A 25,170-nucleotide genomic window follows, 5' to 3' on the forward strand; every position below is an offset into this window, starting at 1 on the left:
CCGGTTCAGCGGCCACAGCCGGGGGCGGCGGGCGCGCCCCGGCAGCCTCTGCCCGAGGCTCCTTGTCTCTCATGATGCCTCCAGCTTCAGGCGCTCGGGAACGGCGGCAGCGCTACCCGCTCTTCCCCCGCATCCTGCTCGTCCTGGACGGCACCGGACCCGCCGGTGCCGACAACCGGACCAGGGCCCCGCGCGCGAGGGCAGGGCTGCCGGCGCGGTCCCGCTCCCCGTACGACACCCCCGTCCTCGCGGCACCGCTGGCCGACATGCTCCACTACGGCCCCTGCGCACCCGTATGGCGCCCCGTCCACCACCCCGCCCAACGAGTCCCCTGGACAGGGCCCACATCGGCAGACGTCACGCGCTGACCAGTCGCGGTCAGGATGAGCGCGGCGCGACCAGTCCCGCAGTCGGCCTCATGGTCGGGGTCGTGGTCCACCCGAGCGGTGCGCCTCGGCGCACCGCCGGCCGTCCCAGTCAACAAGCGGCCGGGACGACGGCGTTGGATCCGCCAAAGGGCGCCGGTTACATCCTCGGGTCGGCGCTGCGCCGGCAAGTTGTCCCGACCAGGTGCTGTCGGCTCGAGCGCGACGAGCACGCGCGGTTGTACCGCATCGACCCGGTACTTGCCGAAGCCCGGCGGGAATTGCCGCCCGACGGGCGCTTCCCGGCGTGCTGCAGTTCGAGCCCAAGCCGGACGGGTTCAGGGCCATCGTCTTCGCGCGCACCGACCTGATCCGGGCTCAATCCCGCCAGGGCTCGGACCTGACTCCCGCCTTCCCCGACATCGTCCAGGCCGCGGCACAGGTCGGCGAGGACCTCGTCCTGGACGGAGTTATGTGACCTGTGGGGGTGTCTCAGCCTCAAGGTGTCTCAGGCGGCGCAGCTCTCGTAGACCAGACGTGACGGGCGTCCCGGCCACGTGCCGCAGCGGCCACTCAGAGGTGGCCGTCCAGGAACTTCCGTACCTCGGCGGTGGTCATAGGCCCCGTGGCGTGCGCCACCGCCTCTCCCTCCTTCAGCAGGACGTAGGACGGGGCTCCGGTGATCCCGTATCGCTCGGTCGCGGCCGGACAACGCGTGATGTCGGTGCGGACGGCCGTCAGGCGGCCCGTGTAGTCGTCAGCGATGCCACCCACGACGAGGTCCATCACCCGGCAGGGCTCGATTGCCTTGGGCCATGTCCCGGTGAAGTAGGCGAGGACCGGAACTTTGCTCATCCCGAGGATGAAATTGAACTCCGCGTCCTCACGGGGTCGGTGAACCCGCTTCGCCATGCAAGCTCCTGACCTCACGTTCCGTCATTCCATCCCCATCATCCCTCGCGCGGTGTGCCAGGCCGGCCCGGTCGGTCGTCCGGCTGACCTGTCGGAAGGGAGGCACGGGGCCGTCGCAGAACCACGGTGGCCCCCGGCGCGAGCGGCCCGGCCCCCTCTCCTGGTGACCCGGCCTGGCCGCTCCGCCGGTCACCCAGCTGCAGCCCGCCGCGCGCCCGTGGGTCAGCTCGTGCCAGGACAGCGCCCTCCACGACGACATGAAAGCCGTTTCCCAGGGCATAGCTAATACCGCTCTTTCCCAGGCCGCATGAGCCAGCTGATGGCACCGAGAACGAGGCACGATTCCTGGACCGCTCGCGGACGTGGTCGTGGACGGTCGAAGTACGCGTCAGCTGACCCGAAGACCGACCGCCAGCGTCAGTTCAAGGACCCGGTGTGGCGATGCGAGATCCGGAAACAGCTCCCGCAGCTGCGACATCCGGTACCGGACTGTCTGGGGATGGACGAACAACGCCGCCGCCACCTCCTCCCGCCTGCCCTGGTGCAGCAGCCACGCCCGCAACGTCTCCTCCAGCCGCCGTGCGGTCGCGACAGGCAAGGTCCGCAACGGTGCGAGGGCTCGGGCACGCAGGTCTGCGAACGCGTCCACGTCGGCGCTCAGCACCAGCTCGGGCAGGTGGTCCTCGGTGTCGCGAATATCAGAGGAGAGGGAGCGCGCGCGTACGGCTCGTGCGTACGAGGCGGACGCACGAGTCCATGGCCGGGCCGGGCCGACCACGGCGGTGCGGTCGGTCAGCTGCCGCAGGAGATGTGATCGGTCGGCATCGGGGACGAGCAGCACACCGGTGGCGTCCGGCAGGTCGTCGAGGACGAGGGTGCTCGCGTCGAGCGCGCGGTAGGCAGGCCGGGCCTGGGCGGCGGGCAGCAGGACCGCGGTCAGCGAAACCGGAGGCTGCCACCCGGCCCGTTGAACAGAGGCCAGCAGCACGTCCGGGCTCGCGCCGGCGAGGAGGTCGCGGGCCAGGTGTTCCAGGTGGCGCTCGTGGTCCCTGCCCCGGGCGGCCAGTTCGTCGGCGTGGCCCGCGGCGCTCGCGGCGGAGAGCTCGTCGATGTAGGCGAAGGTCAGCTCGGCGAACTTGGCGACCTCGGCTGCGGGCAGACCTGCGGGTACGGCACCCGCTGCCAGGCATCGCCAGGCCACGCGGGCGCCGACGCGGTAGGCGCTGAGCAGGGCGTCCATCGAACGGCCGTCGCGCACCTCGCCGCGGCCCAGCTCGTAGGCGGCGTCACCGGCGTCGCCGCCTGTGGCGTTCTGGCTCGCGAGGTCCAGGTAGTGCCCCAGGGCGGTGCGGACGGCTCGGCGGATGGTGGCGCCCATGTGGCCCGAGAGGGCGTTGGCGTAGGGAGGGACCTCGTCGATGATCGCCTGGACGACCTCGTCGGCGGTGCTCTTCAGCGCGGCCCGAAGTGCCGTGACCGTCGTCTCATCCAGGGCCAGTTCGCTGGCCCTCCGGATTGCATGGCTCATGTTTTTGTTCCCTGCGAACAATTCAGCCGACCAGATTTACGTCCTGCGGTCAGGACTTTACGCCTTGAGGCGCAGCAAGCTGGAGTCATGACGAGTGCAGCCCTCCGCAGCAGGGCGTGGAAAATGCTGGAGATGGTCACGACACCGCTGCTGCCGTCGGACTACCTCGACCTGGTCAGCCCGCTGCGTGCGGGCGCTGACCTGCGTGGGCGCATCGAGGCCGTGCACCCCGAGACGGGTGACGCCGCGACCATCGTGATCAGACCGGGGCGGGGCTGGCGCGGCCACACAGCCGGTCAGTACGTGCGGATCGGGGTCGACGTCGACGGGGTGCGCCTGTGGCGTGCCTACTCCCTCACCTCGCCGACAAACCGCCAGGACGGCCGCGTCACGATCACCGTGAAGGCGATCCCGGACGGCAAGGTCAGCAACCACCTGGTCCGCAGGGCCAAACCGGGCACGCTGATCCAGCTCGACCAGCCGACCGGTGACTTCGTGCTGCCGCAGGCCAAGCCCGCCAAGGTGCTCTACCTGACGGCCGGCAGCGGCATCACGCCCGTGATGGGCATGCTGCGCGACACCGAGTTCGACGACGTCGCCATGGTCCACTGCGCGCCACAGCCGCAAGACGTGATCTTCCGCAACGAACTGCACGACCTGGTCGCCAACAAGAAGCTGCGGCTCACCGAGGTGCACACCGACACGGACGGCATGCTCGACATCGCCCGTCTCGACGCACTCGTGCCCGACTGGACCGAGCGCGAGACCTGGGCCTGCGGGCCCGCGGGCCTGCTCGACGCAGCCGAAAAGCACTGGAGCGAGCACGGCGTCCACGAGCGCCTGCACACCGAACGCTTCCGCCCCAGCATCGTCGTCGCCGGCGACGGCGGCGAGGTCACGTTCAGCACCACCGGCAAGACCGTCGACGCGGACGGCGCCACGCCGTTGCTGGACATCGGCGAGGAGGCCGGCGTGCTCATGCCCTCCGGGTGCCGCATGGGCATCTGCTTCGGCTGCGTCACGCCGCTCAAGGCGGGCGCCGTTCGCGACCTGCGCACCGGCGAGATCACCGAGGCCGAGCCGGGCGTCCTCATCCAGACCTGCGTGTCCGCCGCGGCGGGCCCCTGCGACATCGAACGGTAGGAGCACCTTGACCGCCATCGACCCCACCGCCCACCTGACCGCGGAGCAGATCGAGGAGCTTGGCCGCGAGCTGGACGCGATCCGCGACGAGGTGATCGCCGACCGCGGCGAGAAAGACGCCGCCTACATCCGTAAGGTCATCTCGGCGCAGCGCAAGCTCGAGCTGGTCAGCAGGGGCGTGCTGCTGTTCTCGATCTTCCCGCCCGCGTGGCTGATCGGCACCGCCGGTCTGTCCGTGGCGAAGATCATGGACAACATGGAGATCGGCCACAACATCCTGCACGGCCAGTGGGACTGGATGCGAGACCCGAAGATTCACTCCACCACCTGGGAGTGGGATCACGTCTCGCCGTCCGAGCAGTGGAAGCACTCGCACAACGAGCTGCACCACACGTACACCAACGTGATCGGCAAGGACAACGACCTCGGCTACGGCATCATGCGCGTCGACGAGGACCAGAAGTGGCACCCGTTCCACCTCGGCCAGCCGCTGTGGAACTTCCTCAACGCCTGCTTCTTCGAGTACGGCATCGCAGCGTACGACCTGGAGCTCGGCAAGAACCTGCACAAGCGCCGCCGCAACAACCCGGAGTTCCGCGCGCGGGCCAAGGCCGTGGGCCGCAAGATCCGCAAGCAGGTACTCAAGGACTACGTGATCCACCCGCTGCTGTCGGGCCCGTCGTTCCTCACCACGCTCGCCGCCACGTTCACCGCGAACCTGGTCCGCAACATCTGGACCCACTCGGTGATCATGTGCGGGCACTTCCCCGAGGGCGTGCAGGTCTTCGAGCGCCGGTCGATCAAGGGCGAGACGCGCGGCCAGTGGTACCTGCGCCAGATGATGGGCTCGGCGAACATCAGCGGCAGCAGGGCCATGCACTTCATGACCGGCAACCTGTCGCACCAGATCGAGCACCACCTCTTCCCGGACCTGCCGAGCAACCGGTACGCCGAGGTCGCGGTGAAGGTGCGCGCGCTGTTCGAGAAGTACGAGCTGGAGTACGTCACCGGCCCGCTGCCCAAGCAGGTGTTCTCCGCGTGGCACAAGGTCTTCCGGCTCTCGCTGCCGAACAAGAAGCCCAAGGTCAAGACGCCGGACCGCGAGCAGGAGCTCGTCGCGGCCTGATTCCCGGTACTGGCTCAGATCTTTCGGCCGTACCGGCGCCACCGCCGGGTTCGGTGAGATCCGTTGCGGACGGTGGGCGGCCGCGACATCAGACCGTACGACACGGGATCCGCCACCACTGGGCGATCAGATGAGGTCGGGCGGCACAGAGTGTGTGGTGGCTCCGCTGTAAGACTGTGTCGGCAAGATCCGGACCACGCCAGTGCCGTCGGCCAGTTGGTGCCGCAGCAGATGGTTCTCCGCCTTCCGCTCGTGCACGGGCGCGAGGCCAAGGTCGTCCCGCCAGACGTGTCCTTGGCCATGGCCAACCTGCTTCCCGAGGCCAACCTGTAAGTACTTGCCCTGACTGTCCCCGCCGTTGTCCTCATTCCCGCGTGAGTGTTCCGGGTGCGCCGAGGGCCAACGTCGCTGCACCGCGGGCGTGTTGGCTGTCGCGCCAGGGGCGTACGACCACCTTCACGCGGTGCGCCGCGGTGATGGGACTCGTGCGCATGGCGTCGAGGAAACCGGGTTCCAGGCCGGGCCACAGGGCGTGGTTCTCGCCGATGACGGCGATGGTGGGCGTGCCGAGGAGATTGACGACGCCGGCCAGGGCCCGGCCGAGGATCACTCCGATGTCGGTGAGGAGGGACAGGAGGTCCTGGTCCCCGGCGATCGCCCGGGTGCGGATTTCCTGGATGTCCGTGTCCTCGGTGGCGAGCCCTCGTCGGCGGGCCTCACGCAGGATGCCCTGGTCGTTGGTGAAGGTCTCCAGACATCCGCGGGCGCCGCAACCGCAGAGCACTCCCGTATCGCGGACCGGGCTGTGGCCGAACTCGCTGGACAGTCCGCCGGGGCCCCGGTGTACCCGGCGGTCCAGTACCGCTCCGAGGCCCACTCCGTCGCCGAGTGCGAGGACGAGGAAGTCGTCGTGCTCGCGGCCGGCGCCGTAGAGGAGTTCTGCGGTGGTGCTGGCGATGAGGTCGTTGTCGACGAGGACAGGGACCGGGAGCTGGTCGCGCAGGAGTTGGCCGAGGGGGAAGTCGGTCCAGCCGAAGCGGGGGGCGAAGTGGAGATAGCCGGTGTCCGGGTCGACGGTGTCGGGGGTGGCCACGCCGACGGCTTTGAGGCGCGGGCGCAGCGCGGGGTCGTCGAGGTAGCCGCGGATGACCTGGAGGAGCTGGGCGATCGGGTTCGCGGCGGGGGCGGGATCGAAGGGGTGGACGTCGGATGCCTCCATCCGGCCGTCCAGGCCGACCACCACGGCGACGACATGGTCGGTGGCGATGCGGATGCCAAGGGTGGCGGCGGCTTCGGGCACGATCCGCAGGGGGATGCGGGGGCGGCCGACGGTGCCGGACTGCGGTTCGAGGGCCTGGAGGTAACCGGCTTCCAGGAGTCGTCGGGTGTGCTCGTGCACCGTTCCCACGCCCAGCTGCAGCCACTTGGCGATCTGCTGGCGGTCCAGCGGTCCGGCAGTGGAGAGCAGCGCCAGGATCTCCACGCGGGTGATGTCGCCACGTTCGGCGGATCTGCTGGTGGTGCGGCGGGGTGGGCGGGCAGGGGGTTGCTCGGCGGTCCGGCGCGGATTCATCGGGTGTCTTTCGGTCCAATCCCTTGACAGTGCCACACGGCAAGCCTACGTTTCGCGCTAATTAACTCGGCCCTGAGCTTATTGACTGGAGCAGCGATGGGCAAGACCCCCAGAAGTAGCAGGACAGGCACGAAGCAGACGACAAGAGCCCTGGTCATGGGGCTCGCCACGGTGGTCATCGCGGCGGGCTGCGTCGCATGCGGCGGCAGCGATCAGAGCTCGGGCGGCAGCCAGAAAGCCAATGGCGACGTCACCCTCACCTGGTCGATGTGGGCCTCCGGCACCGCCGACCGCAACGCCTGGCAGAAGGTGGCCGACGAGGTCACCGCGGACAACCCGAAGATCAAGGTCAAGCTCGACACCTCCCCCTTCGCCGACTACTTCACCAAGCTCGGCACCCGGCTCGCCGGGGGCAGCGCACCCTGCATCGTCTCCATGCAGAGCCTGCGGGTCGGCGGCTACACCGACGGGATGCTCCCACTCGGGGATCTCATCACCAAGAACAAGCTAGACATCGGATCTTTCAACAAGTCGATCATCGATGGGCTGGCATCCGGCGGGAAGCAGTACGCACTCCCCTACGACTTCGGCTCACTGGTGGTCACGTACAACAAGGACATGTTCAAGGCCGCCGGTGTGCCCGCGCCGAAGGTCGGGTGGACCATGGCCGAGTTCGAGGCGGCGGCCAAGAAGCTGACCCGTGGCGGCAAGTACGGGTTCGCGGCCTATCCGGTGGATCTGTACATGTTCCCGATGCTGCTCTCCCGGACCGGGGCCGAGCCGGTCAGCGGGGGCGGCAAGCTCGCGCTCACCGGCAAGACCATGGTCAGCGGCTTCGACTGGTACACCGGGCTGTCCGCCAAGGACCACGTGGCGCCGAAGGTACCGGGCGTGGACAACGCCTTCCCCGACACACAGTTCCTCAACGGGAACGTGGCGATGTCGGTCAACGGACCGTGGTCGGTGCTCTCGCTCAAGACGCAGGCCAAGTTCGACGTGGGTCTGGCGACCATTCCTGCGGGGCCGGACGGGACGAAGACGTACTCGGCCGGGTCCGGGTTCGGGATCTCCAAGTCCTGCAAGTACCCGGACCAGGCGTTCCAGGCGATCAAGACCATGACCAGTGCCAAGGTGCTGGGCGAACTGGGTGCGCTGGGGCGGGCCTTCCCGGCGCGGACGGCCGTCCAGGACCAGTGGTACAAGAACGCGTTCCCCGGGGCGCAGGAGGTCATCGACGCGGCCAACAAGTCAGCCACACCGTTCAAGACCACCAAGAACTGGGATCAGGTGACCAAGCTGCTCTCCCAGTACGGGGTTCAGGCATTCAACGGTCAGGAGTCCGGTGCCAGTGTCCTCCAGCAGGTCCAGCAGCAGGCGGGGACGGGCTGACGTGCCGTCCGGCACCCTGCTCCGGCCGCGTCAGCCGCACAGGGCGGTGCGCCCCACCGGGTCCGGGGCTCCCCGCCGGCGGCGGGGTGACGGCCGGGCCGCCGCCTTCTTCGCCTCGCCGAGTCTGATCGGGCTGACGCTGTTCACGTTGTTCCCCATCGCGATGTCGCTGACGATCGCATTCTTCAAGTGGCCCGCGGCCGGAGCCCACGAGTTCACCGGGCTCAGCAACTTCACGACCCTCTTCCACGACCCGGTCTTCCGGCGGGCGCTGTTCAACACCGTGCTGTTCGTCATGCTCTACGTACCGCTGAATCTGGTGGTGTCGGTAGGGCTCGCGGTGTGGCTGACGCCGCGGATCAGGGGGCAGCGGCTGCTGCGGGTGCTGTTCTTCCTGCCGGTGGTGACGCCGATGGTCGCCAACGCCATCGTCTGGCGGCTGATCTACCAGCCGGACGGGCTGATCGACGGCACCATGAAGGCGGTCACCGGCAGCCATGCGCCCAACTTCCTCGGTGAGCACGGCTGGGCGATGGCCGCGGTCGTGGCGATGAGCGTCTGGCAGGGCTTCGGCTACAACATGCTGGTCTTCTCCGCCGCCCTCGACGCGATCCCGCAGCAGATCGTGGACGCGGCGCAGATCGACGGGGCCGGGCCCTGGCGGATGTTCCTGCGGATCAGACTGCCGCTGATCTCGCCGGCGCTGTTCTTCGCCACGACGATGACGCTCATCACCTCGTTCCAGGTCTTCACCCAGCCGTTCCTGCTGACCGGCGGCGGGCCGGGGATCGACACGGAGACGCTGATGATGTTCGTCTACAACGAGGGGTTCTCCGTCTTCCAGTTCGGGCTCGCCTCCGCCGCAGCCTGGATCCTGTTCGTATTGATCCTCGGGGTCACCGCGGTGCAGTTCGCGGGGCAGCGCAGGTGGGTGAGTTATGACCTCTGAACCGATGCGGGCCCCCATGACGCCGACCGCCCAGTCGGCGCGGGCCGCTGCCCGTGGAAGCTCAGGACGCCAACGAGGCGCGCGGACCAGGCTCGTTGTCTCGCACGTGTTCGTCTACCTGGTCGCCGCGGCCTTCGTCTCGCCGCTCGTCTATATGGTCGCGACCTCGCTCAAGCCGGCGGACGAGGTGTTCGGCTCGCCGCCGAAGCTGTGGGGTTCGGTGCTTCGGTGGGCGAACTACAAGGAGGCGTTCACGTTTCTACCGCTGGGACGGTTCGTACTCAACGGCTTCCTTGTCGCGCTCTGCGGCACGCTCGTGGTCCTCGTGGCGTCGAGCATGTCGGCATACGCCTTCGCCAAGCTGCGCTGGCGAGGACGGGACGGAGTGTTCCTCACCTTTCTGGCGACGCTGATGATCCCTCAAGAGGTCCTGGTCGTACCGATGTTCCTGCTGATGCGCTGGTTCGGCTGGGTCGACTCGTACCAGGCGCTGATCTTCCCCTGGGCGTTCACGGCCTTCGGCACGTTCCTACTGCGCCAGTTCTTCCTGACCATACCGACGGAGATCGCGGAGAGCGCACGGATCGACGGCGCGGGTGAGGTGCGGATCTTCGCCCAGATCATGCTTCCGCTGGTGCGCCCGGCGCTCGCGGTGCTGGCGGTGTTCACCTTCATCAACTACTGGAACAGCTTCCTGTGGCCGCTGATCATCACCAACTCGGTCAACCAGAAAGCGACCATCCCGCTCGGGCTCCAGCTGTTCTTCGGGCAGCAGGGCACCCAGTGGAATCTCGTCATGGCCGCCTCTGTGATCTCCATGGCGCCCACGACACTGCTGCTCATCATCCTGCAAAAACACCTCGTCCGAGGGATCGCGACCAGCGGCCTCGGCGGCCGGTAACGAAGTTACGGAAGGGACCACCATGTCCAACCCCTCTCCCACAGGCGAGCACACCTGGTTCGCCGAGTCCCGTTTCGGGATGTTCGTCCACTGGGGGCTGTACTCGCTCGCCGCCCGCCACGAGTGGGTGAAGAACCGCGAGCGCCTCACCGACGAGGCCTACCAGCCCTACTTCGACCACTTCGACCCCGATCTCCACGACCCCGACGAGTGGGCGCGGCTCGCCCAGGCGGCCGGGATGCGCTACCTCGTGATCACGACCAAACACCACGACGGCTTCTGTCTGTGGGACTCCGCGCACACCGACTACAAGGTGACCAACACCCCGTACGGGAGGGACCTGATCGCGCCGCTGGTGAAGGCCGTACGGGACCGGGGCATGCAGATCGGCTTCTACCACTCGCTGCTCGACTGGCACCATCCGCAGTTCCCCCTCGACGGGCACCATCCGCAGCGCGACGACGAGGAGTTCAAGGCTGCCAACGCGGACCGCGACATGACCAAATACACCGACTATCTCCATGCGCAGGTACGGGAGTTGCTCACCGGGTACGGCCGGATCGATTACCTCTTCTTCGACTTCTCCTACGAGGGCAGGCCCGACACCTGGAACGGGAAGGGCCCTGCTGACTGGCGCTCGGAGGAACTGCTCGCCATGGTGCGGCAGTTGCAACCGGGGATCCTCGTCAACGATCGGCTCGACATCCCCGGCGACTTCGTCACCCCCGAGCAGTACCAGCCCGACGCGCCCATGCGCGCCGCCGACGGTTCGCGGGTGGCGTGGGAGGTCTGCCAGACACTCAACGGGAGTTGGGGCTATGACCGCGACAACCTCGACGACAAGTCCCCCGACCTCCTCGTACGTATGCTCGTCGACACCGTCGCCAAGGACGGCAATCTGCTGCTGAACGTCGGACCGACCGGACGGGGGCTGATCGATCCGCGCGCCGAGCGGACCTTCCGGGCCATCGGTGAGTGGATGCGGCTGCACGCGCGGGCGGTGTACGGCTGCGGGCCGAGCGAGTTCGCGGCTCCGCCCGACTGCCGCTACACACAGCGCGGTGACCGGCTCTATGTGCATCTGTTCGCGTGGCCGTTCGGGCATCTGCAGCTGCCGGGGCTGGCCGGGCGGGTGCGGTACGCGCAGTTCCTGCACGATGCCTCGGAGATCGCCGTGCAGAGCATCGCCGAGGGTCAGGCGCCGGACACCACACGGATGTCCGCGCCGCCCGCGGGGACGCTGACACTTCGGCTGCCGGTGCAGCGGCCGGAGGTGGCGGTGCCGGTCATCGAGCTGTTCCTGACCTGATGGACGGCCAGACGTCAACGTGACCTGGCCCTAAAGGACCGGGCTTGGAAGTAGAGCCCAACTGGCTGCTGGGTGGTCTCCTCCGTCCAGACACCCCTATGGGGTGGCAGGGACGCGTGACTCACGCCCCGCATTCCACACGCTCTTGCCACGGGTGGAGATGTTGTGGGAAGCATTCCGGTCGGCGTGGGCAACGACCCCACACCCTCGGCAGATGAAAAGCGCCTGGTCGACACGGTTCCGCTTGTCGACGTGGCCGCACTCGGCGCACGTTTGAGATGTGTACGCGGGATCAACGAAGACCACGGGCACACCGGCCCGCTTGGCCTTGTAGACGATGAAGTCTGCGAGCTGGGCGAAGGCCCAGGAGTGGAATGCGACCCGTTGCGGCTTGCGGAGCCGTACCCTCTGCCGGATTCCCTTGAGTTCTTCCAGGGAGAGTCCGGCCGAGGTGCGTTCAGCCTCGGTCACGATCGTCTTGGCGATGATGTGGTTGGTGTTCTTGACGTGCCGCTGTTCGCGGCGGGAACGCTCCTTGAGCCGGCGCTTGGCGCTCTTGGTGCGTTTCTTCTGGAGCTTGGCCCGCAAGGCAAGCTGCCGCTTGCGGTACCGGTTCAGACCGCGCCCGGCAGCCTGGTAGCCGGTGGACGTGGTGGCGATGTTGACGATCCCGAGGTCCACGCCGACGAACGAGTCCGGCTCGTACTCGGCGCCCTCGGGCACGTCACAGGTGGCCATCAGGTAGAAGCTGCCGTCCCGCTCAATCAGGTCGGACTCACCCTTGCGGTAGTGCTGGAGCGTCTTCAGCCCGTCCTGCGAGCACGCGAAGCGCACGCCCTTGATGCGGCCTGCGGTAGTCCAGATGGAGACCGTTTGCTGGTCGTACTGCCAGCTCAAACAGCGGTCGTCGTACGGCTGGGCGGCATCGGGCCGGAACATGATCGGCTTGGACTCGGACTTCCGGCGGCGCCTGCTGCCGGGCTTGCCGTAGTTCCCGGCCTTGAGGTTGGCGTGCAGCGTGGTGTACGCGTCGCGCACCTTCTTGATCACGTGCTGGGCCGCCTGCGCCCCCAGCCCGGAGGCCTTGAGATGCGCGTACGTGTGCTTACGCAGCTCGTACTCACGCGGCACGTCATTGACAAATGCCACCTCGGACACCCAGCACGCCAGGTCGTTGACCGTTCGCAGGGTCACCGACAACGCGGCGGCCTGGTCGGCCTCCGGTACCAGCTTCACCTGCGTCACGATCTTCACAAGCATGACCATAACAGTGGTCTATGTCACCACGCTGGGAGCCAAACCCCGATATCCGCAGGGGCCGTACGGTCGTCTGCACCCTGCACGCGCACTTGGTCTTCACCCCGAAATACCGGCGCGGACCGTTCACCGACGACATCCTCAAACGCTGCGAAGAGGTCATGCGCAACGTGTGTATCGACTTCGGCGCGGAACTGCGGGAGTTCAACGGCGAACGCGACCACGTACATCTCCTCGTGCACTACCCGCCGAAGATCGCCCTGTCCCGGCTTGTCGGCAGCCTCAAAGGCGTCTCCGCCCGCAGACTCCGCCAGGAGTTTCCCGACCACGTCCGCACGTACCTGTGGGGCGAGCACTTCTGGTCCCCGTCCTACTTCGCCGCATCATGCGCAGGCGCACCGCTCACCGTGGTGAAGGAGTACATCGCAAGCCAGAAGCGCCCCGATTGAGGTCAACAGCGCAGACCCATACGACCGCGCAGGTCACCCCTATCTTGAGAAGCGATTCCTCCCGGACCCGAAGGCCCGGGGTTCCTCGCTAGATCCCGCTGAGGAGCGATCACCGGAACACGGTTCCCGCCGGCGGACGCCAGCAGCATCATCGCCCGCTGGTGGCGCACCGTGCTAGTGCTGCCCCGGCGCACGATCTGCTGCAGCTTCTGCCCCTCCTGGTCGGTCAGTCTGCGCACACGGACAGGCTCAGCCACCGCGCCTCCAGCAGTCGGATCGGGTGCCACCGCACATCCAACCGCCACGACCACCAACCCGGCGAACCTGGAGGTGGCTGGCTGTGCGGTGCCTTGTCGGCGTGAGTGGATAATGCTTGTCGTGACTTCAGGGATAGAGCGGTCCAGGTGGTGGTTCGCGCTCCGAAACGGTGTCTTCTTCCTCGTGGGCGGCGGTCTCGGGGTTTTCACGTACGGGTTGGTCTCACACGGGACGGCTGGGGCGCTGCCATGGGGTGGGCTGCTGTTTGGAGCAGCCGTAGCAGCGACTCTGGGCGCGCTGTTTCCGCGGCGGCGGCAGCGTCGGCGTTAAGCCTGTGCAGTCAAGCGGCGCGACTGAGAGGGCGTCCGCCCCAGCGAATGCCTTTCTCACTGCGGATTCGGGCGCGTTCCTTGCGTTCAGCGGCCAGGACGTCGCGGTGGCGGGTGTTGGCGTTGCGCCACCGGAGGTAGGCGTGCAGGGCCCGGGTCTGCACGGTGTGGTTGGGGTAGTTCGAGTTGGCGATGGTGAACTGCCGCAGCGGCCCGAAGTGGGCCTCGATCGGGTTCGCCCACGAGGCGTACGTCGGGGTGAAACACAACTCGACCTTGTTTCTCTTCGCCCAGCGGCGGATGCCGGCGCCCTTGTTGGCGGACAGGTTGTCCAGAATCACGTAGATCGGGGCGCCGTCGGGCCGGGCGGCGCGGATCGACTTCAGCACGGCCAGGGTGTTCCCAGCGCCCTTCCTGCGGTGGTTTACGCCCCACAGGGTGTCGTCGCCGACCGAGTAGCAGCCGTGGAAGTAGCGCACCCCGTGAGTGCGGTGGTAGGTGGCAGGCAGCCGCTCGGACCTGGTCTGGTCAGCCCAGCAGCTGCCGCCGGTGGGCCGGATCCCGAGCGGGCCAAGGGGACATCGCCTGGCGCGCCCGCAGCACCCTCTGGGGCGCCACCACCTGGACCAGCGATGCCACCACCTACACTCCCATCCGCTTCCCCGGGCAGTACAACGATCCCAAAACCGGCCTCCACTACAACTACTTCCGCCACTACGACCCCGAAACCGCCCGCTACCTCACCCCTGACCCCCTCGGTCTCACACCCGCCCCCAACCCCAACATCTACGTCCACAACCCGTACACCAGGACCGATCCACTCGGTCTCGAAGAGTGCGGCGAGGACCTGATCTCGGTCTACCGCAAACAGACCGACCACCCACTGAGGTTTTCTCAGTGAAGATCACTTCCAGTGGCGGTTGAGGGCAAGGGCGGCGCGGGCCATGTCGCCGATACGGCTGGGACTGAGGGTGACGCGCTTGAGCGTGCGCCAGCGTTCTTTGAGTTCGGCAGCGGTGCGCTCACCGAGGGCGGGGAGGTCTTTGACCAGGCTGTTCGTGGTGCGGGTGTCGGTGTCGAGGGCTTGTTGCGACTTCCCCTTCGGGCGGCGGACCGGGACGCGGATGCCGATGCCGGCGCCGATGTATCCCTTGTCGGCCAGGGTGGGCAGGCCGTCTGCGGCTGCCTTGTACAACGCGGGCAGGACGTGCAGCCGGGCGGCGGTGATGTCCGGGGTGGAGCCCGGCTCGACATCGGAGACCCACAGCGGGGTGCCGTCCGGGGCGGACAGGAACTGGACGTTGGCGCCGAAGCTCTTGTGTTTCTGGCTGAACCACAGGTCGTTGCCGTTGTCCCGAGTGCCGGCCAGGCGGTCGCTCTCGATGAGCATGCCGTCGAGGATCACGTGACTCATCTCCTCCTCGCGGCAGCGGTCCAACACCTCGTGCAGATCGGGTGCTTGGGCGGCGAGGAAGTCGATGCCCTGGTGCAGGTAGCGATAGCTGGTGGCCTGGGAGATGCCGGCGTCCCTGGCCAGGCAGTGCACGCAGCCCCGCTCACGGAACCAGCGCAGCACGAGGACCGCCTGCCGGACCGTGCCCAGTGCGCGCGAGCCCCGCAGGGTGCCCAGACGACGGCGATGCGCGGCAAGCAGCCGGGAGAGGTGCACCACGATGTAGCGCGGGACATCGAGCGTGGCAGCATAGGTGGCCAACCTGAAGCCTCTGGTTCAGCGGACGATCTTGTGGTGAGAACCGTCCTACCAGGGGCTTCACGTCTCTCGACGATCGGGGCCCACCTGCCCCACCCGTCCCGAATCGAGCGGTTCACATAGCTTCGCGAAGATCATTACTCAGTGACGAGGTCTGGGATTTCCCTGACTTCATGCCCGCGCTGGCTCCAAGATGTACGCAACCGTTTCCAGAAGATGCACGCTACTACTCCCAGCATTTGACACCTCCACCGAGGATGGCCGCGGCGCTGGCAACGGTTCCCGGATGGCCGGCCCAATATCCTGCGCGAAGTATCGACTGGAGGTTCCGGTCGGCGGCGGAGACCCAACACTAATGATCACCGGAGTCACCAGGGGGAGCCCGCAGCATGACCGGCACCACGGAGGCCCTTGGCGGGTCGGCTGCAGTCGACGATGCAGCACGAAGTGTCACGCGCCCGTTCTACGTCTACGCCGTGCTCGCCAACACGCTGTTCCAGCGCGGCGTATTCGTCCTCTTCCTTTATCAGCGCGGCTTCTCCGTCGGGCAAGTGGCCCTACTGCAGACACTGCTCTACCTGGTCAGTGGACTTGCGGAGTTGCCGACGGGAGTCATCGCCGACCGAATCGGCAGGCGTGCCAGCATCGTGATCGGCCAGATGCTGATAGCTGGATGTCTGCTCGGTCAGGTGGCGTTCTCCAACTACTGGGTGTTCCTGGCGCTGTTCATCGGGCAGGGCGTGGGCATGGCATGTGTGTCCGGTTCGGACACCGCCCTGCTGTACGACCTGCTCGTGCGTCGTGGTGCAACGGCCAGCTACGTCAAGATCAAGTCCCGGTTCACCATGCTCGGGACGGTCACCTCGGGAGCCGCCATCGTCCTCGGCGGCCAACTGCAGCAGATTTCCTGGGGAGTCGTCTACGTCGGTTCGGCGGCGTGCCTCGTCCTGGCCGTGGTGGTGCTGATGTCAGGGGTGCCCGAGATCCGCGGCGCGGACGCGGTGGACGAGCAGGACGGAGCCGAGGAGCACGGCGACGCCACAGCATGGCGGGCGATGCTTCGGGTCGCCACGCCCGCGCTCGTGGCGCTTGTCGTGGTGTCCGGATTGATGCATGCGACTTTGACGCCGTACATCATTTTTACGCAGAAGACCCTCTCCGATCAGGGAGCGGGCACCGCATTGGTCAGCGTGGTCATAGCGGCGGGATTCTTCGCCGGCGGGCTCACTCCCTTGCTGTCGGACCACGCGGACCGGCGCATCGGGTATCGGGTCATCGTCCCGGTATCTCTCCTGACGCTCGCCGTGGCGCTCGGCCTGAGCGGCCTCGGCCTTGTCTGGGTCACCATCGCCGCGTTCCTGGTCCTGGCCGGGATTCCCGAGATCACCGCCGTGATCGTGGACAACGTGTTCAACGAGGCAGTGCCGTCGCGCCACCGGGCGAGCCTGCTGTCGATGATCGCATTCGTGGAGTCGGCGCTCATCGGCATCGGCTATCTCGTCCTCGGCGCGCTCATGGACGGGTTGGGCTCCAGTGCGGGCATGGCCACCTACGCCGCGATCCCCCTGCTGGCATGTCTCCTGTGGCTCCCGGTGCTCTTCCGAGGGGCACGGGTGACCACCGAGATCGAGAAACCCGCCAACCAAAAGGCATCCTGAAACAGACCATCTCGCGCAACGTCCTCCCCGATCGCAGGGGCGCTACTCGTTGACATGTCGCTCCCAGTCAGCGACGCAGCTGTCATCGCGACAATCAGCGCCAAACGGGATGGGAAGAATCTCGCCACTGAGAAAACCTCACTGAGTCAGCGGATTCACATCGGTGAGAACGGCGAGGTGACGATCACCGCTAAAGGCAAGCTCTATCTGAACATGAGCGGCAATATCAAGCACACGTTGGAATACCGGGGCGACGGCGGCCAGATCGCCTCCTTCAAGATCTCCGAAGACTACCTGGTCAAGGTCCGTGAATCCGCTCGGCCGCAGAACAAGGATGATCATCCTGACGGTGACGCCTCCACCCGCACGGAATGGAAAGGCCTGCTCCAGGAGTACCCGGAAATTTCCGATCCGACCAAGGGGAAGGACCTCTACGGAATCCCGGCCAAGCTCCTCAACGAACTCCGCGACAACATCATCAAGGGCTCCGGACGTGTCGAACAGGAAGGATAGGATCCCGCGATGATTCACAGCGAGGAGAGTGTCGCTGCCGAACTGGACCGTGTTCGGCAGCGTCCCGCGATCGAGTCGGCTCCGCCGGTTCTGGCCGCTTTCACTGTCGATGTATTCGAGGGGACCCCCGAGGCGTACGCGCTACGCGTACGTCGCGTCCTGTCGGCCGCCCTCCACCTGGCCTGCACGGCGGAGTTCGACGATGCAGATCTGCCGACGGACGAGTTCCCTGACTGGTTCACGACTGCCTCCGTCCGGGACGGCCATGTGCCGCCACAGGAATGCGTCCGACACGGCCGCACCGCGTACGTGGACCGTAGCGGTGGAGGCCCTTGGTCCTTGCAGAACTGGATCTATCGGTTCGACCCGGACGAGGATTCTCGCGGCTGGGAGTTCTGGGACATCGTCCGGGTGGGGCCGTCGCGGCTCCGCGTCTGGGTCGACAGCGGGGGGGGAATCCTTCTACGGCTCCCTTGAGCTGCAGTGGCTGCTGTACGCGGCCGGTGCCGCACATGTCGAAGGACCGGAAGTCCACAAGGCGGGTACGTGGGCGTCCGAGGTGCGCGGCCGGTGACGGAGGCAGAGCAGGGGCGGATCGTGCGGGCGGAATACGCCGACTCCACGATCGCGGTGTATCAGGCATACCCGCAGGAGATCGCGGAACCGGCTTTGCGCGCTCGGACGTTCGTAGCGCCATTCAAGCGCGAACGCATGACGTGGGTCATCAAGCCGCGTTCACAACCTCTTTCCGTGGCTGGAGACGAGGGGAACGGGCAGGTGGCACACAGGTACCGCGAGTTGCTGTGGCGCGATCGGCAAGGCCCAGGCGCCCGGGGAGTTCCTGGACGCCACGGTGCTCGTGCTGCTGGGGGGGCCGGCGGTCGTGCTGCTGTGTCTGCCGGAGGCCAACGAATGGTTCTGGCGGGCGAAGTGAGCAGCCCTGGCGAGCGGTTGGCCCGGTCACGTGAGTGTGACTTCCCTTCGGAAAGTGTCGTCCATGTCTCACCGGCCCTCTCCGGCGTCACACTCCGAGCCGTCTCGGCCCTCTTGTCGGCAGAACCGACTTGAAGAGGGGAAAACCAGTGAACATCGTCATCTTCGGGGCGAACGGAACGACCGGGCGGCTGGCCGCCGAACAGGCGAGTGCCGAGGGGCACACGGTCACCGCCGTCACGCGCCATCCCGAGACCTTTCCGGTAAGTGGTCCGCGGCTGCGGGTGATTGAGGCGGATGTGCTCGATTCCGCCGCGGTCGAACGAGCGGTGGCCGGGCAGGACGCCGTGATCTCGGCACTCGGCGTCCCCTACGGCCGAAGCCCCGTCAGCGTGTATTCCGTCGGCATCCGTCACATCATGCAGGCCATGACCAGGCACGGCGTCCGACGCGTCGTCGGCGTGACCTCGACCGTGCTCTTCGGGACGGCGGCGCCCGGCGAGGGCTTTCTGTTCCGAAAGGTGCTGGAGCCGTCCGTCGTACGTTTCATGGGGCGCACCGTGTACGACGACATGCGGCGCATGGAGGAGATCGTCCGCGAGACCGATCTCGACTGGACGGTCATTCGCCCCGGCGGCCTGTTCGACAGGAACGCGGTCAGCGACTACCAGGTCGGTAGGGAGCGCCTCCCCGGCCGGTACACCGCGCGGGCCGACCTCGCGCACGAGTTGCTGCGGCAGGCCGTCGACGACCGGCATGTGCGCGCCTTCATCGACGTACGCACCACGCAGGACACCCCGAGCTTCCTCGACCTCATCCGCAACGAGGCGTTCAGCGGCAAGGGCGAGAAGAACGGGAGCACGAAGGGGCGCGTTCGTGGCTGACGACCGGTTCATCCTGCTGGCGCCGGGTGCCGCCCGGCCGGGGCGGATCCCGTTGCCGCCCGCGTTCTGCGTGAAGGCGATGACCGGTGACACCGACGGACGGTTCTCGCTGCTGGAGGTGACCCTGGAAAGGGACATCCCGCGCCCACTGCAGGGCGAGGCCATGGCCAAGTACACCCTCACCACAGGAGGCGGTGCCGCTTCGGCAGGAGCGGCGCTGCCAGCCGAGGAACTTCGAGAGCTCCCTCACCGAGGGCGCACCGGTGAAGCGCGAGCCGGCCTCGCCGCGACCGGCGCAGCCGCACCACCCACGCACCGATGACGCCAACGTGTCCCTGACCAGCCCGCGGTAGCTCCTCACCGCATCCGTCACGTATACGTCAGCACCACCGGCGGCGTCGGAACGCCTGCGCACTGGCCCACAAGCAAGTTCTGCCTGCAGGTGTCTCAGCCATGCAGCAGAGAACGGCGCAGGTGACTTCCGTGGTATCACTACGACACAACTGTGCGGCAGTAACTGTTACTGCTCACATGGCACCAGGCGGAAAAGCACACACGTTAGATTTCGCATACGCCGCGGGCTCGCTGGCCGTGGCGCCCAGGAAAGGTGTGAGTACCATGTCCGAAACCACCGAGTTGACCTCGCAGTACAGCGCGCAGGTGGCCGGTGACCTTGAACGTAACCTCAAGGATCAGGAACACCTCAGCGGTGAAATCGAAGGGCTGCAGGCGCAGTTGGCTGCCCTGCGGCACGACCACACCGTCCTGGTGAACATCCAGCAGGCCCTCGGCATTCCCGCGCCTGCAGCGCCGGCAGCCGAACCCGCCGCGACGGTGCCTGCTGCCCGCAAGAAGGCAGCGAAGGCATCAGGCGCGACCAAGCAGACGAAGGACAAGAAGCCCGCCGCAGCGGACCGGAAACAGACCGGTAAGAAGAGCACCGCCAAGGCACCGGCCACGGCGTCACTCTCACCCACGCTCGTCGACCTCGTCCGCGAACACCTTGCAGGCCAAAGCGAACCCCGCTCCGCTGCCGAAATCACCACCGCACTGGGACAGCAGCACCCCGAGCGCACCATCAAAACAACCGTGGTACGCACGACGATCGAAGGGCTCGTGGCCAAGAGTCAGGCCCAGCGCACCAAGCAGGGCGCGTCCGTCTTCTACACCGCCCCCGACGCAGCCAAGACGGCTGCGCCCGACGAGCACCCCCCGCAGCAGCCCGCCTGACAACACCCCCGTTAACTGGCTCTAACAAAAGCCGTTGATCATGTGACTGTTGGCTTGTCCGTTCGTTGGTCCGGTCATGGGGAAGCGCCAGTCGCGGCCGTGGATCGTGTCGGATGAACTGTGGTCGCTCATCGAGCCGTTGCTGCCCGAGCCAGCGCCGAAGCTGGTCGAGGGCAGACCTCGAGTACCAGACCGGCAGGCACTGTGCGGGATCCTGTTCGTGCTGCATACCGGCATCCAGTGGGAGTACCTGCCCCAGGAGCTGGGCTTCGGTTCGGGCGTGACCTGCTGGCGGCGGCTGGCCGCCTGGAACGAAGCCGGCGTCTGGGACCAACTCCATGTGGTGCTGCTGGAGAAGCTGCGATCGAAGAACCAGCTGGACTGGTCGCGGGCGGTGATCGACTCCTCGCACGTGCGGGCGGCCCGTAGGGGCCCAAAAGCGGGCCCAGCCCGGTCGACCGTGGACGGCCGGGCAGCAAGCACCACCTCATCGTCGACGGGCAGGGCATCCCGCTCGCGGTGTCGCTGACCGGCGGAAACCGTAACGACGTCACGCAACTTCTGCCCCTGCTCGACAAGATCCCGGCGGTGGCGGGCCTGGTTGGCAGGCCGCGTCGGCGGCCGGACGCCCTCTTGGCCGACCGCGGTTACGATCACGACAAGTACCGGCGTCTGCTCTGGCAGCGCGGGATCCGCCCTGTGATCGCGCAGCGGGGCCAGCCACACGGCTCCGGCCTGGGCATCTTCCGGTATGTCGTCGAGCGTACGATCTCCTGGCTCCACGGCTTCCGCCGTCTACGCGTCCGCTGGGAACGACGGGACGACATCCACGAAGCCTTCCTCGGCCTCGCCGTCTGCCTGATCACCAACAGGCACGTACAGCGGCTTTGTTAGGGCCTGTAAGCCCCACCCATTGAGATCCTGCAGCATGGCTCTGTCGGCGACTCGCGGCTCTGGTCCACTTCTTGGATGCTGTTGGTGATCTCTATGCCGTCAGCCTTTGGCAGAGCCGTTGGAATTGGCTGGGTGGTCGGGTTCGAGGAGCCGGTGTAGTGCCGGGTGGGAAGCACTCGCTGAGGCGGATGATGTTGGTTCCTGCGGCGGTCGTCACCGGTGGACAGCAGACAGACTGCACACAGTTCCAGATGGTGCTGGAGAAGATCCGCATCCCGCGTCAGGGCCCGGGCCGACCACGCACGAAACCCGACAGCCTCGCCGCTTACAAGGCTTACAGCAACGGACCTTGCCGCCAGTACCTGCGGCGCCGGGGGATCCGGCACGCCATCCCGGAGAAGAGCGACAGCCGGGCCGCCCGCCTGCGCAAAGGCTCACGCGGCGGACGGCCATCCAACTGTGACGAGGAGCGCTACAAGTAACGCAACACCGTCGAGCGGGCGATCAACAAGCTCAAGCAGTCCCGAGCCGTGGCCCCTCGCTACGCCAAACGCGGCTACGTCTTCCTCGGTACTGCCATCGCAGCCACCCTGGTCATCTGGCTGCGCACATGACCGCCCGGACAGGTCCGGACAGTCCTTGGATCGGGCTTGGGAGGGCACGCCGATTCGTTCGAAGCGAGCTTGTGGCAGGACGGTCGCTGAGGTGCCTTTGGTTGGTCAGCCTGCTTTCGGGCTCTGCTGGACATCTGCGCGCACGAATCCGTGGCTTCGTTCCACTTTCGCCACATGCAGCGTATAGGTCTGGTACCACTGGGCTCGCCCGCGCTTTTGCGCCGCGCGGTGCTCGGCGTTGGTCCGCCACTCCGTGAGGGCGTCGGCATCGCGGAAGTAGCTGACGGTGATGCCCAGCCCGCCAGGAGTCTGCGCGTGGTCCATCCCCAGATACCCGGGGACGTCCTTCACCAGGTTTTCCAAGTGTGCGCTGGTCTCGCTGTAGTCGCTCTGGTCGTGCGCTCGTACCGTTGTGAAGACGGCCGCGTAGTAGGGGGGTTCATAGGCCTCGACGGGCACGACAGGCGCTTCCGAGTGATTGCTTATGGTGCCACTGTGAGGCGGGATGCGCCGCCGCGCGTACACCTCTATTTCGATCTTCATCCGCGGGTCGGCGAGACCGCACATGAGCATCGTGGCGGCGGGCTGAACGTCGCCGAAGTAGCGGCGCAGGACCGGCCAGCAGGGTTCGAAGTCTTCGCGGTGGGGCAGTAGGTAGCGCACGCGCACCACGTCGGCGAAGGTGCACTTCGCCTCGGCCAGTGCGGCCTCAATGTTGTGGAGGCACTGCTCGGCCTGCTCCACCACGTCGTCGGAGATCGTCATGGTGGCGTAGTCGAACCCGGTCGTCCCGGACACATGCACCCAGTCGCCGTCGACCACAGCACGGGCGTAGCCGATCTGCTCCTCAAAGGCCGAGCCGCTGAGGATCGCGCGTCGCTCTGTCATGCGCCGAACGCTAAATGACCGGCACTGATACGTCTATTACGGCCACATGCATGGTCTGATATCTCTGGGCGTATGGAGCGCCCCGAACTCCCCCTACCGCAGCTGCGCGCCTTCGTCGTGCTCGCAGAGGAACTCCACTTCGGCCACGCGGCCGCCCGCCTGGGCATCGCCCAGCCGCCGCTGAGCCAGCAGATCCGCCGCCTGGAGGACAAGGTCGGCCACGAGCTGTTCACCCGCGCCCCAGGGCATGTCACCCTGACCCCAGCCGGCAGCGAACTGCTACCCGCCGCCCGGCGGGCACTCACCGACCTCGCGGACGGCCTGGCCGCAGCCCGGGCCGTCGGCAATGGCCAGGCCGGCCGCCTACGGATCGGCTTCGCCGCCTCCCTCGCCCTGACGATCCTGCCCGGCCTGCTGCGCACCTTCCGTGACCAGTTCCCTGGTGTGCACCTGGACATCCACGAGATGACCACCGCTCCACAGATCGCCGCCCTGCACGACAAGACCATCGACATCGGTCTACTGCGTGAGCCCCCCACCGACGAGACAGAGCTCGGCTTCAGTACGGTACTCAGCGAGCCTTTCGTGGCCGTGCTGCCGTCCACCCACCCTCTGGCCACCCAACGGACCGTGCGGCTTGCACAGTTGGCGGACTCGCCCTTCGTGCTGCTGCCCCGTACGGTCGGCCCGACACTGCATGATCAGATCATCGGCCTGTGCACCGCAGCAGGGTTCGAACCGCAGATAGTCCAGCACGCGGTGGAGTGGCAAACCGTGTGCGCCCTCGTGGAAACCGGTCTGGGCGTCTCCTTGGCCCCGGCGAGCATCCGACGCATCCGCCTCAAAGGTGTCGCCTTCCGCAGGATCGAACCAGGCACCGCCCGCACACGAGTGGCCGTCGCCTGGCGCAAAAACGACCATAATCCCCTGGTCACACGCCTACTGGCGATCATGAGCCAAGATCCGCCGGACAGGTCCTAGCCGCGATCATCTCGCCACACGACGCTGTGCGTGTGCGCGTCCTCGCCCGGGTAGAGGCCCAGGACGGCGGTGTTCGGTGGCCGCTGGCCTACGAACTCACGCTCAAAGCAGCAATGCTTGAGACCTGTGGATCGGCCGGTGAAGGGCGTGCCTTCCTGGTGATCGAGTAACTGGTCTCAAGCGAGCCGACGTTGGCGCGTCGGTTGGGCAGACGCGCCCATGCTCACCGTAGTCACTGACCCCGAATCCGGTGACAACGACCAGCCGGCCACCGGCGAGTTGATCGACCAGATCGTGCGCGAAGGCGCCCGCCGGATGCTGGCCGAAGGCCTGCGCGCCGAGGTCGACGCCTACGTCGCCGCGTTCACCGACCAGCGCGACGAGCACGGCCACCGCCTGGTCGTGCGCAACGGCTACCCCCAGCCACGGGAGGTGCTCACCGCGGCGGGGTCGGTGGAAGTCATCGCACCGTGGGTCAACGACAGACGCGTCGACCCCGAAACCGGCGAACGGCAGCGGTTCGCCTCGGCCATCCTGCCCGCCCGGGCCCGCAAGACCCCGAAGATCACCGAGGTGCTGCCCACGCTGTACCTGCATGGCCTGTCCTCCGGGACTTCGTGCCGGCACTTCGCCGTTGCGGAGCCCGCGGGCGGCTAGGCTCGCACGCGGATCGATCCGGCGAGGGGTGAACGCGCGTGTCCAGTGGGAATATGTTCAGCGTCTATGGACGAATGACGGCACTGCCTGGTCGGCGTGACGAGCTGATCACCTTGCTCCTTGATGGATTCCGCGCAGGCGGCGAGGACAGCGGCCTACTTACCTATAGCATCAACACGGCTTTTGACGAGCCGGACACGGTTTGGCTGACGCAGCTGTGGATTGATAAGGAAGCACACGACGCGGTCACCCGTTCCGAGCCGGTCGCGGCGGTGACTCGCCGGGTGTTTCCACTCCTGGCTCAGCAACCCGAGGGCTTCTACGGCCACGCCGTCCATGTGCACGGCCGAATCACCGAGTCTTGATCATTACTCCGCGCTTGTGGCACGACCGGTCGACTCGTCACTGGCGAAAGAAGCCGCTAGAACCAAGCTACCCACAGGTCTTGACAATACCTCCGCTCAAAGCCCGCTGTGGCACTCGGTGGCGCACACCTATAGACATCCGATCTCTGGCCCACAGAGCCGAACCCGCGCACTCGCCCAGTGTCGCCCGTCACCTGCGACGGGGCTGTGACGCGTCTTCCCCACCTGCCACGGCCCAAGAGCGCACGGCAGTCGGCGTTGTGACGGACCGACACACGTGATCGGGCCGGTATCGGAACGGTCGTACGTTTGAGGAGCGCATCGGCGGTGGCGTACGCGCACGACTCGGGCGCG

At 66.9% G+C, this 25,170-nt stretch carries 25 protein-coding genes and 6 pseudogenes; 21 read left to right on the forward strand and 10 right to left on the reverse strand.

Translation table 11 applies throughout. From position 1 onward, the window contains the following. Positions 1-74 precede the first annotated feature (74 nt). Together OG303_RS01140 and OG303_RS01145 are read left to right on the forward strand one after the other, a co-directional pair. Entirely contained in the window at positions 75-368 is a 294-nt protein-coding gene (locus OG303_RS01140; protein ID WP_405863782.1) for a hypothetical protein, read from the forward strand. Positions 369-672: 304 nt separating this feature from the next. Continuing rightward, positions 673-843, forward strand: a complete 171-nt coding sequence (locus tag OG303_RS01145) for a hypothetical protein (protein WP_405863784.1) — start codon at positions 673-675, stop codon at positions 841-843. Positions 844-938: 95 nt separating this feature from the next. On the opposite strand, the gene OG303_RS01150 is transcribed toward OG303_RS01145, so the two are convergent. Together OG303_RS01150 and OG303_RS01155 are read right to left on the reverse strand one after the other, a co-directional pair. After that, positions 939-1,277 (reverse strand): thioredoxin family protein, encoded by a 339-nt coding sequence (locus tag OG303_RS01150; RefSeq protein ID WP_405863786.1) that lies wholly within the window; start codon positions 1,275-1,277, stop codon positions 939-941. A 388-nt stretch (positions 1,278-1,665) separates the two neighbouring features. Further along, positions 1,666-2,805: a PucR family transcriptional regulator gene (locus tag OG303_RS01155; protein ID WP_405863788.1), complete on the reverse strand. Its 1,140-nt coding sequence runs from the start codon at positions 2,803-2,805 to the stop codon at positions 1,666-1,668. Positions 2,806-2,892: 87 nt separating this feature from the next. Here OG303_RS01155 and OG303_RS01160 point away from each other — a divergent pair, with 87 nt between their 5' ends. Together OG303_RS01160 and OG303_RS01165 are read left to right on the forward strand one after the other, a co-directional pair. After that, complete coding sequence (locus tag OG303_RS01160) at positions 2,893-3,948, forward strand: ferredoxin reductase (protein WP_405863790.1); 1,056 nt, start codon at positions 2,893-2,895, stop codon at positions 3,946-3,948. Between the two features lie 7 nt (positions 3,949-3,955). Next, on the forward strand, positions 3,956-5,074 hold the full coding sequence (locus tag OG303_RS01165) for a fatty acid desaturase family protein (protein WP_405863792.1): 1,119 nt from the start codon (positions 3,956-3,958) through the stop codon (positions 5,072-5,074). Positions 5,075-5,438: 364 nt separating this feature from the next. Here the strand turns inward: OG303_RS01165 and OG303_RS01170 are convergent, their stop codons facing one another. After that, positions 5,439-6,647, reverse strand: coding sequence for an ROK family protein (locus OG303_RS01170; RefSeq protein ID WP_405863794.1), 1,209 nt, complete (start codon positions 6,645-6,647; stop codon positions 5,439-5,441). A 96-nt stretch (positions 6,648-6,743) separates the two neighbouring features. Between OG303_RS01170 and OG303_RS01175 the strand changes: the two genes are divergently transcribed. Genes OG303_RS01175 through OG303_RS01190 form a run of 4 tightly spaced genes read left to right on the forward strand, consistent with a single transcriptional unit; the run spans position 6,744 to position 11,195 of the window. Then, on the forward strand, positions 6,744-8,036 hold the full coding sequence (locus OG303_RS01175) for an ABC transporter substrate-binding protein (protein WP_405863796.1): 1,293 nt from the start codon (positions 6,744-6,746) through the stop codon (positions 8,034-8,036). A 1-nt stretch (position 8,037) separates the two neighbouring features. Continuing rightward, entirely contained in the window at positions 8,038-8,985 is a 948-nt protein-coding gene (locus OG303_RS01180) for a carbohydrate ABC transporter permease (protein WP_405863797.1), read from the forward strand. Next, positions 8,975-9,886 (forward strand): carbohydrate ABC transporter permease, encoded by a 912-nt coding sequence (locus tag OG303_RS01185; RefSeq protein ID WP_405863799.1) that lies wholly within the window; start codon positions 8,975-8,977, stop codon positions 9,884-9,886. Before OG303_RS01180 ends, OG303_RS01185 begins: the two co-directional genes overlap by 11 nt. A gap of 22 nt (positions 9,887-9,908) precedes the next feature. Beyond that, positions 9,909-11,195 (forward strand): alpha-L-fucosidase, encoded by a 1,287-nt coding sequence (locus OG303_RS01190; protein ID WP_405863801.1) that lies wholly within the window; start codon positions 9,909-9,911, stop codon positions 11,193-11,195. A gap of 96 nt (positions 11,196-11,291) precedes the next feature. Here OG303_RS01190 and OG303_RS01195 read toward each other — a convergent pair whose 3' ends face one another. Beyond that, complete coding sequence (locus OG303_RS01195) at positions 11,292-12,461, reverse strand: RNA-guided endonuclease InsQ/TnpB family protein (protein ID WP_405863803.1); 1,170 nt, start codon at positions 12,459-12,461, stop codon at positions 11,292-11,294. An 11-nt stretch (positions 12,462-12,472) separates the two neighbouring features. Here OG303_RS01195 and tnpA point away from each other — a divergent pair, with 11 nt between their 5' ends. Next, a complete protein-coding gene (tnpA, locus tag OG303_RS01200) occupies positions 12,473-12,901 on the forward strand; it encodes an IS200/IS605 family transposase (protein ID WP_405863805.1) in 429 nt (142 codons plus the stop codon). A gap of 104 nt (positions 12,902-13,005) precedes the next feature. Here the strand turns inward: tnpA and OG303_RS01205 are convergent. Both OG303_RS01205 and OG303_RS01210 read right to left on the reverse strand, forming a co-directional pair. Continuing rightward, positions 13,006-13,158 (reverse strand): annotated as a pseudogene (locus tag OG303_RS01205) (IS630 family transposase); the annotation flags it as partial. 341 nt (positions 13,159-13,499) lie between these two features. Continuing rightward, positions 13,500-14,060, reverse strand: a pseudogene (locus OG303_RS01210) (transposase); the annotation flags it as partial. On the opposite strand from OG303_RS01210, the pseudogene OG303_RS01215 reads away from it, so the two are divergent. Then, positions 14,060-14,335, forward strand: a pseudogene (locus OG303_RS01215) (RHS repeat-associated core domain-containing protein); the annotation flags it as partial. The pseudogenes OG303_RS01210 and OG303_RS01215 sit on opposite strands and share 1 nt — an antisense overlap. A gap of 57 nt (positions 14,336-14,392) precedes the next feature. Here the strand turns inward: OG303_RS01215 and OG303_RS01220 are convergent. After that, positions 14,393-15,202 (reverse strand): transposase family protein, encoded by an 810-nt coding sequence (locus OG303_RS01220; RefSeq protein WP_405863807.1) that lies wholly within the window; start codon positions 15,200-15,202, stop codon positions 14,393-14,395. A gap of 386 nt (positions 15,203-15,588) precedes the next feature. On the opposite strand from OG303_RS01220, the gene OG303_RS01225 reads away from it, so the two are divergent. Continuing rightward, a complete protein-coding gene (locus OG303_RS01225; RefSeq protein WP_405863809.1) occupies positions 15,589-16,857 on the forward strand; it encodes an MFS transporter in 1,269 nt (422 codons plus the stop codon). A 54-nt stretch (positions 16,858-16,911) separates the two neighbouring features. After that, the gene (locus OG303_RS01230; RefSeq protein ID WP_405863811.1) at positions 16,912-17,370 is read left to right on the forward strand and encodes a hypothetical protein; all 459 of its coding nucleotides are present in this window, start codon (positions 16,912-16,914) and stop codon (positions 17,368-17,370) included. Between the two features lie 141 nt (positions 17,371-17,511). On the opposite strand, the gene OG303_RS01235 is transcribed toward OG303_RS01230, so the two are convergent. Next, positions 17,512-17,664 carry a hypothetical protein gene (locus OG303_RS01235; protein WP_405863813.1) on the reverse strand — a complete coding sequence of 51 codons (153 nt, stop codon included), beginning with the start codon at positions 17,662-17,664 and terminating at the stop codon, positions 17,512-17,514. A gap of 303 nt (positions 17,665-17,967) precedes the next feature. Here OG303_RS01235 and OG303_RS01240 point away from each other — a divergent pair, with 303 nt between their 5' ends. The 6 genes and pseudogenes from OG303_RS01240 (at position 17,968) to OG303_RS01265 (ending at position 21,793) form a co-directional block, all read left to right on the forward strand. Beyond that, entirely contained in the window at positions 17,968-18,438 is a 471-nt protein-coding gene (locus tag OG303_RS01240) for a DUF4291 family protein (protein WP_405877036.1), read from the forward strand. A gap of 14 nt (positions 18,439-18,452) precedes the next feature. Further along, complete coding sequence (locus OG303_RS01245; RefSeq protein WP_405863815.1) at positions 18,453-19,187, forward strand: NAD(P)-dependent oxidoreductase; 735 nt, start codon at positions 18,453-18,455, stop codon at positions 19,185-19,187. Then, complete coding sequence (locus OG303_RS01250) at positions 19,180-19,509, forward strand: hypothetical protein (protein WP_405863817.1); 330 nt, start codon at positions 19,180-19,182, stop codon at positions 19,507-19,509. The genes OG303_RS01245 and OG303_RS01250 overlap by 8 nt, the downstream gene beginning before the upstream one ends. Before the next feature lie 296 nt (positions 19,510-19,805). Beyond that, positions 19,806-20,417, forward strand: a complete 612-nt coding sequence (locus OG303_RS01255) for a hypothetical protein (RefSeq protein WP_405863819.1) — start codon at positions 19,806-19,808, stop codon at positions 20,415-20,417. Between the two features lie 76 nt (positions 20,418-20,493). Further along, a pseudogene (locus OG303_RS01260) lies at positions 20,494-21,311 on the forward strand (IS5 family transposase). A gap of 251 nt (positions 21,312-21,562) precedes the next feature. Beyond that, on the forward strand, positions 21,563-21,793 hold the full coding sequence (locus tag OG303_RS01265; protein WP_405863821.1) for a hypothetical protein: 231 nt from the start codon (positions 21,563-21,565) through the stop codon (positions 21,791-21,793). A gap of 237 nt (positions 21,794-22,030) precedes the next feature. Here OG303_RS01265 and OG303_RS01270 read toward each other — a convergent pair whose 3' ends face one another. Together OG303_RS01270 and OG303_RS01275 are read right to left on the reverse strand one after the other, a co-directional pair. Then, the gene (locus tag OG303_RS01270; protein WP_405877038.1) at positions 22,031-22,411 is read right to left on the reverse strand and encodes an antibiotic biosynthesis monooxygenase family protein; all 381 of its coding nucleotides are present in this window, start codon (positions 22,409-22,411) and stop codon (positions 22,031-22,033) included. 39 nt (positions 22,412-22,450) lie between these two features. Beyond that, a pseudogene (locus tag OG303_RS01275) lies at positions 22,451-22,813 on the reverse strand (RidA family protein); the annotation flags it as partial. A gap of 72 nt (positions 22,814-22,885) precedes the next feature. On the opposite strand from OG303_RS01275, the gene OG303_RS01280 reads away from it, so the two are divergent. The 3 genes and pseudogenes from OG303_RS01280 to OG303_RS01290 all read left to right on the forward strand — a co-directional run bounded on the left by OG303_RS01280 (position 22,886) and on the right by OG303_RS01290 (position 24,816). Continuing rightward, positions 22,886-23,794, forward strand: a complete 909-nt coding sequence (locus OG303_RS01280; RefSeq protein ID WP_405863823.1) for a LysR family transcriptional regulator — start codon at positions 22,886-22,888, stop codon at positions 23,792-23,794. A 219-nt stretch (positions 23,795-24,013) separates the two neighbouring features. Next, positions 24,014-24,429, forward strand: a pseudogene (locus OG303_RS01285) (transposase); the annotation flags it as partial. A gap of 75 nt (positions 24,430-24,504) precedes the next feature. Continuing rightward, positions 24,505-24,816, forward strand: a complete 312-nt coding sequence (locus OG303_RS01290) for a putative quinol monooxygenase (protein ID WP_405863824.1) — start codon at positions 24,505-24,507, stop codon at positions 24,814-24,816. Positions 24,817-25,170: the final 354 nt, after the last annotated feature.

Source organism: Streptomyces sp. NBC_00005 (genome assembly GCF_045160215.1).
GTDB lineage: Bacteria > Actinomycetota > Actinomycetes > Streptomycetales > Streptomycetaceae > Streptomyces.

Excerpts from the sequence above, each read along its gene's own strand:
- tnpA (WP_405863805.1), top strand. The coding sequence starts at position 12,473 with ATGTCACCACGCTGGGAGCCAAACCCCGATATCCGCAGGGGCCGTACG.
- OG303_RS01160 (WP_405863790.1), top strand. The coding sequence starts at position 2,893 with ATGACGAGTGCAGCCCTCCGCAGCAGGGCGTGGAAAATGCTGGAGATG.
- OG303_RS01175 (WP_405863796.1), top strand. The coding sequence starts at position 6,744 with ATGGGCAAGACCCCCAGAAGTAGCAGGACAGGCACGAAGCAGACGACA.
- OG303_RS01150 (WP_405863786.1), bottom strand. The coding sequence starts at position 1,277 with ATGGCGAAGCGGGTTCACCGACCCCGTGAGGACGCGGAGTTCAATTTC.
- OG303_RS01290 (WP_405863824.1), top strand. The coding sequence starts at position 24,505 with ATGTTCAGCGTCTATGGACGAATGACGGCACTGCCTGGTCGGCGTGAC.
- OG303_RS01280 (WP_405863823.1), top strand. The coding sequence starts at position 22,886 with ATGGAGCGCCCCGAACTCCCCCTACCGCAGCTGCGCGCCTTCGTCGTG.
- OG303_RS01255 (WP_405863819.1), top strand. The coding sequence starts at position 19,806 with ATGTCCGAAACCACCGAGTTGACCTCGCAGTACAGCGCGCAGGTGGCC.
- OG303_RS01140 (WP_405863782.1), top strand. The coding sequence starts at position 75 with ATGCCTCCAGCTTCAGGCGCTCGGGAACGGCGGCAGCGCTACCCGCTC.
- OG303_RS01185 (WP_405863799.1), top strand. The coding sequence starts at position 8,975 with ATGACCTCTGAACCGATGCGGGCCCCCATGACGCCGACCGCCCAGTCG.
- OG303_RS01155 (WP_405863788.1), bottom strand. The coding sequence starts at position 2,805 with ATGAGCCATGCAATCCGGAGGGCCAGCGAACTGGCCCTGGATGAGACG.
- OG303_RS01230 (WP_405863811.1), top strand. The coding sequence starts at position 16,912 with ATGTCGCTCCCAGTCAGCGACGCAGCTGTCATCGCGACAATCAGCGCC.
- OG303_RS01170 (WP_405863794.1), bottom strand. The coding sequence starts at position 6,647 with ATGAATCCGCGCCGGACCGCCGAGCAACCCCCTGCCCGCCCACCCCGC.
- OG303_RS01265 (WP_405863821.1), top strand. The coding sequence starts at position 21,563 with ATGGTGCTGGAGAAGATCCGCATCCCGCGTCAGGGCCCGGGCCGACCA.
- OG303_RS01190 (WP_405863801.1), top strand. The coding sequence starts at position 9,909 with ATGTCCAACCCCTCTCCCACAGGCGAGCACACCTGGTTCGCCGAGTCC.
- OG303_RS01225 (WP_405863809.1), top strand. The coding sequence starts at position 15,589 with ATGACCGGCACCACGGAGGCCCTTGGCGGGTCGGCTGCAGTCGACGAT.
- OG303_RS01195 (WP_405863803.1), bottom strand. The coding sequence starts at position 12,461 with ATGGTCATGCTTGTGAAGATCGTGACGCAGGTGAAGCTGGTACCGGAG.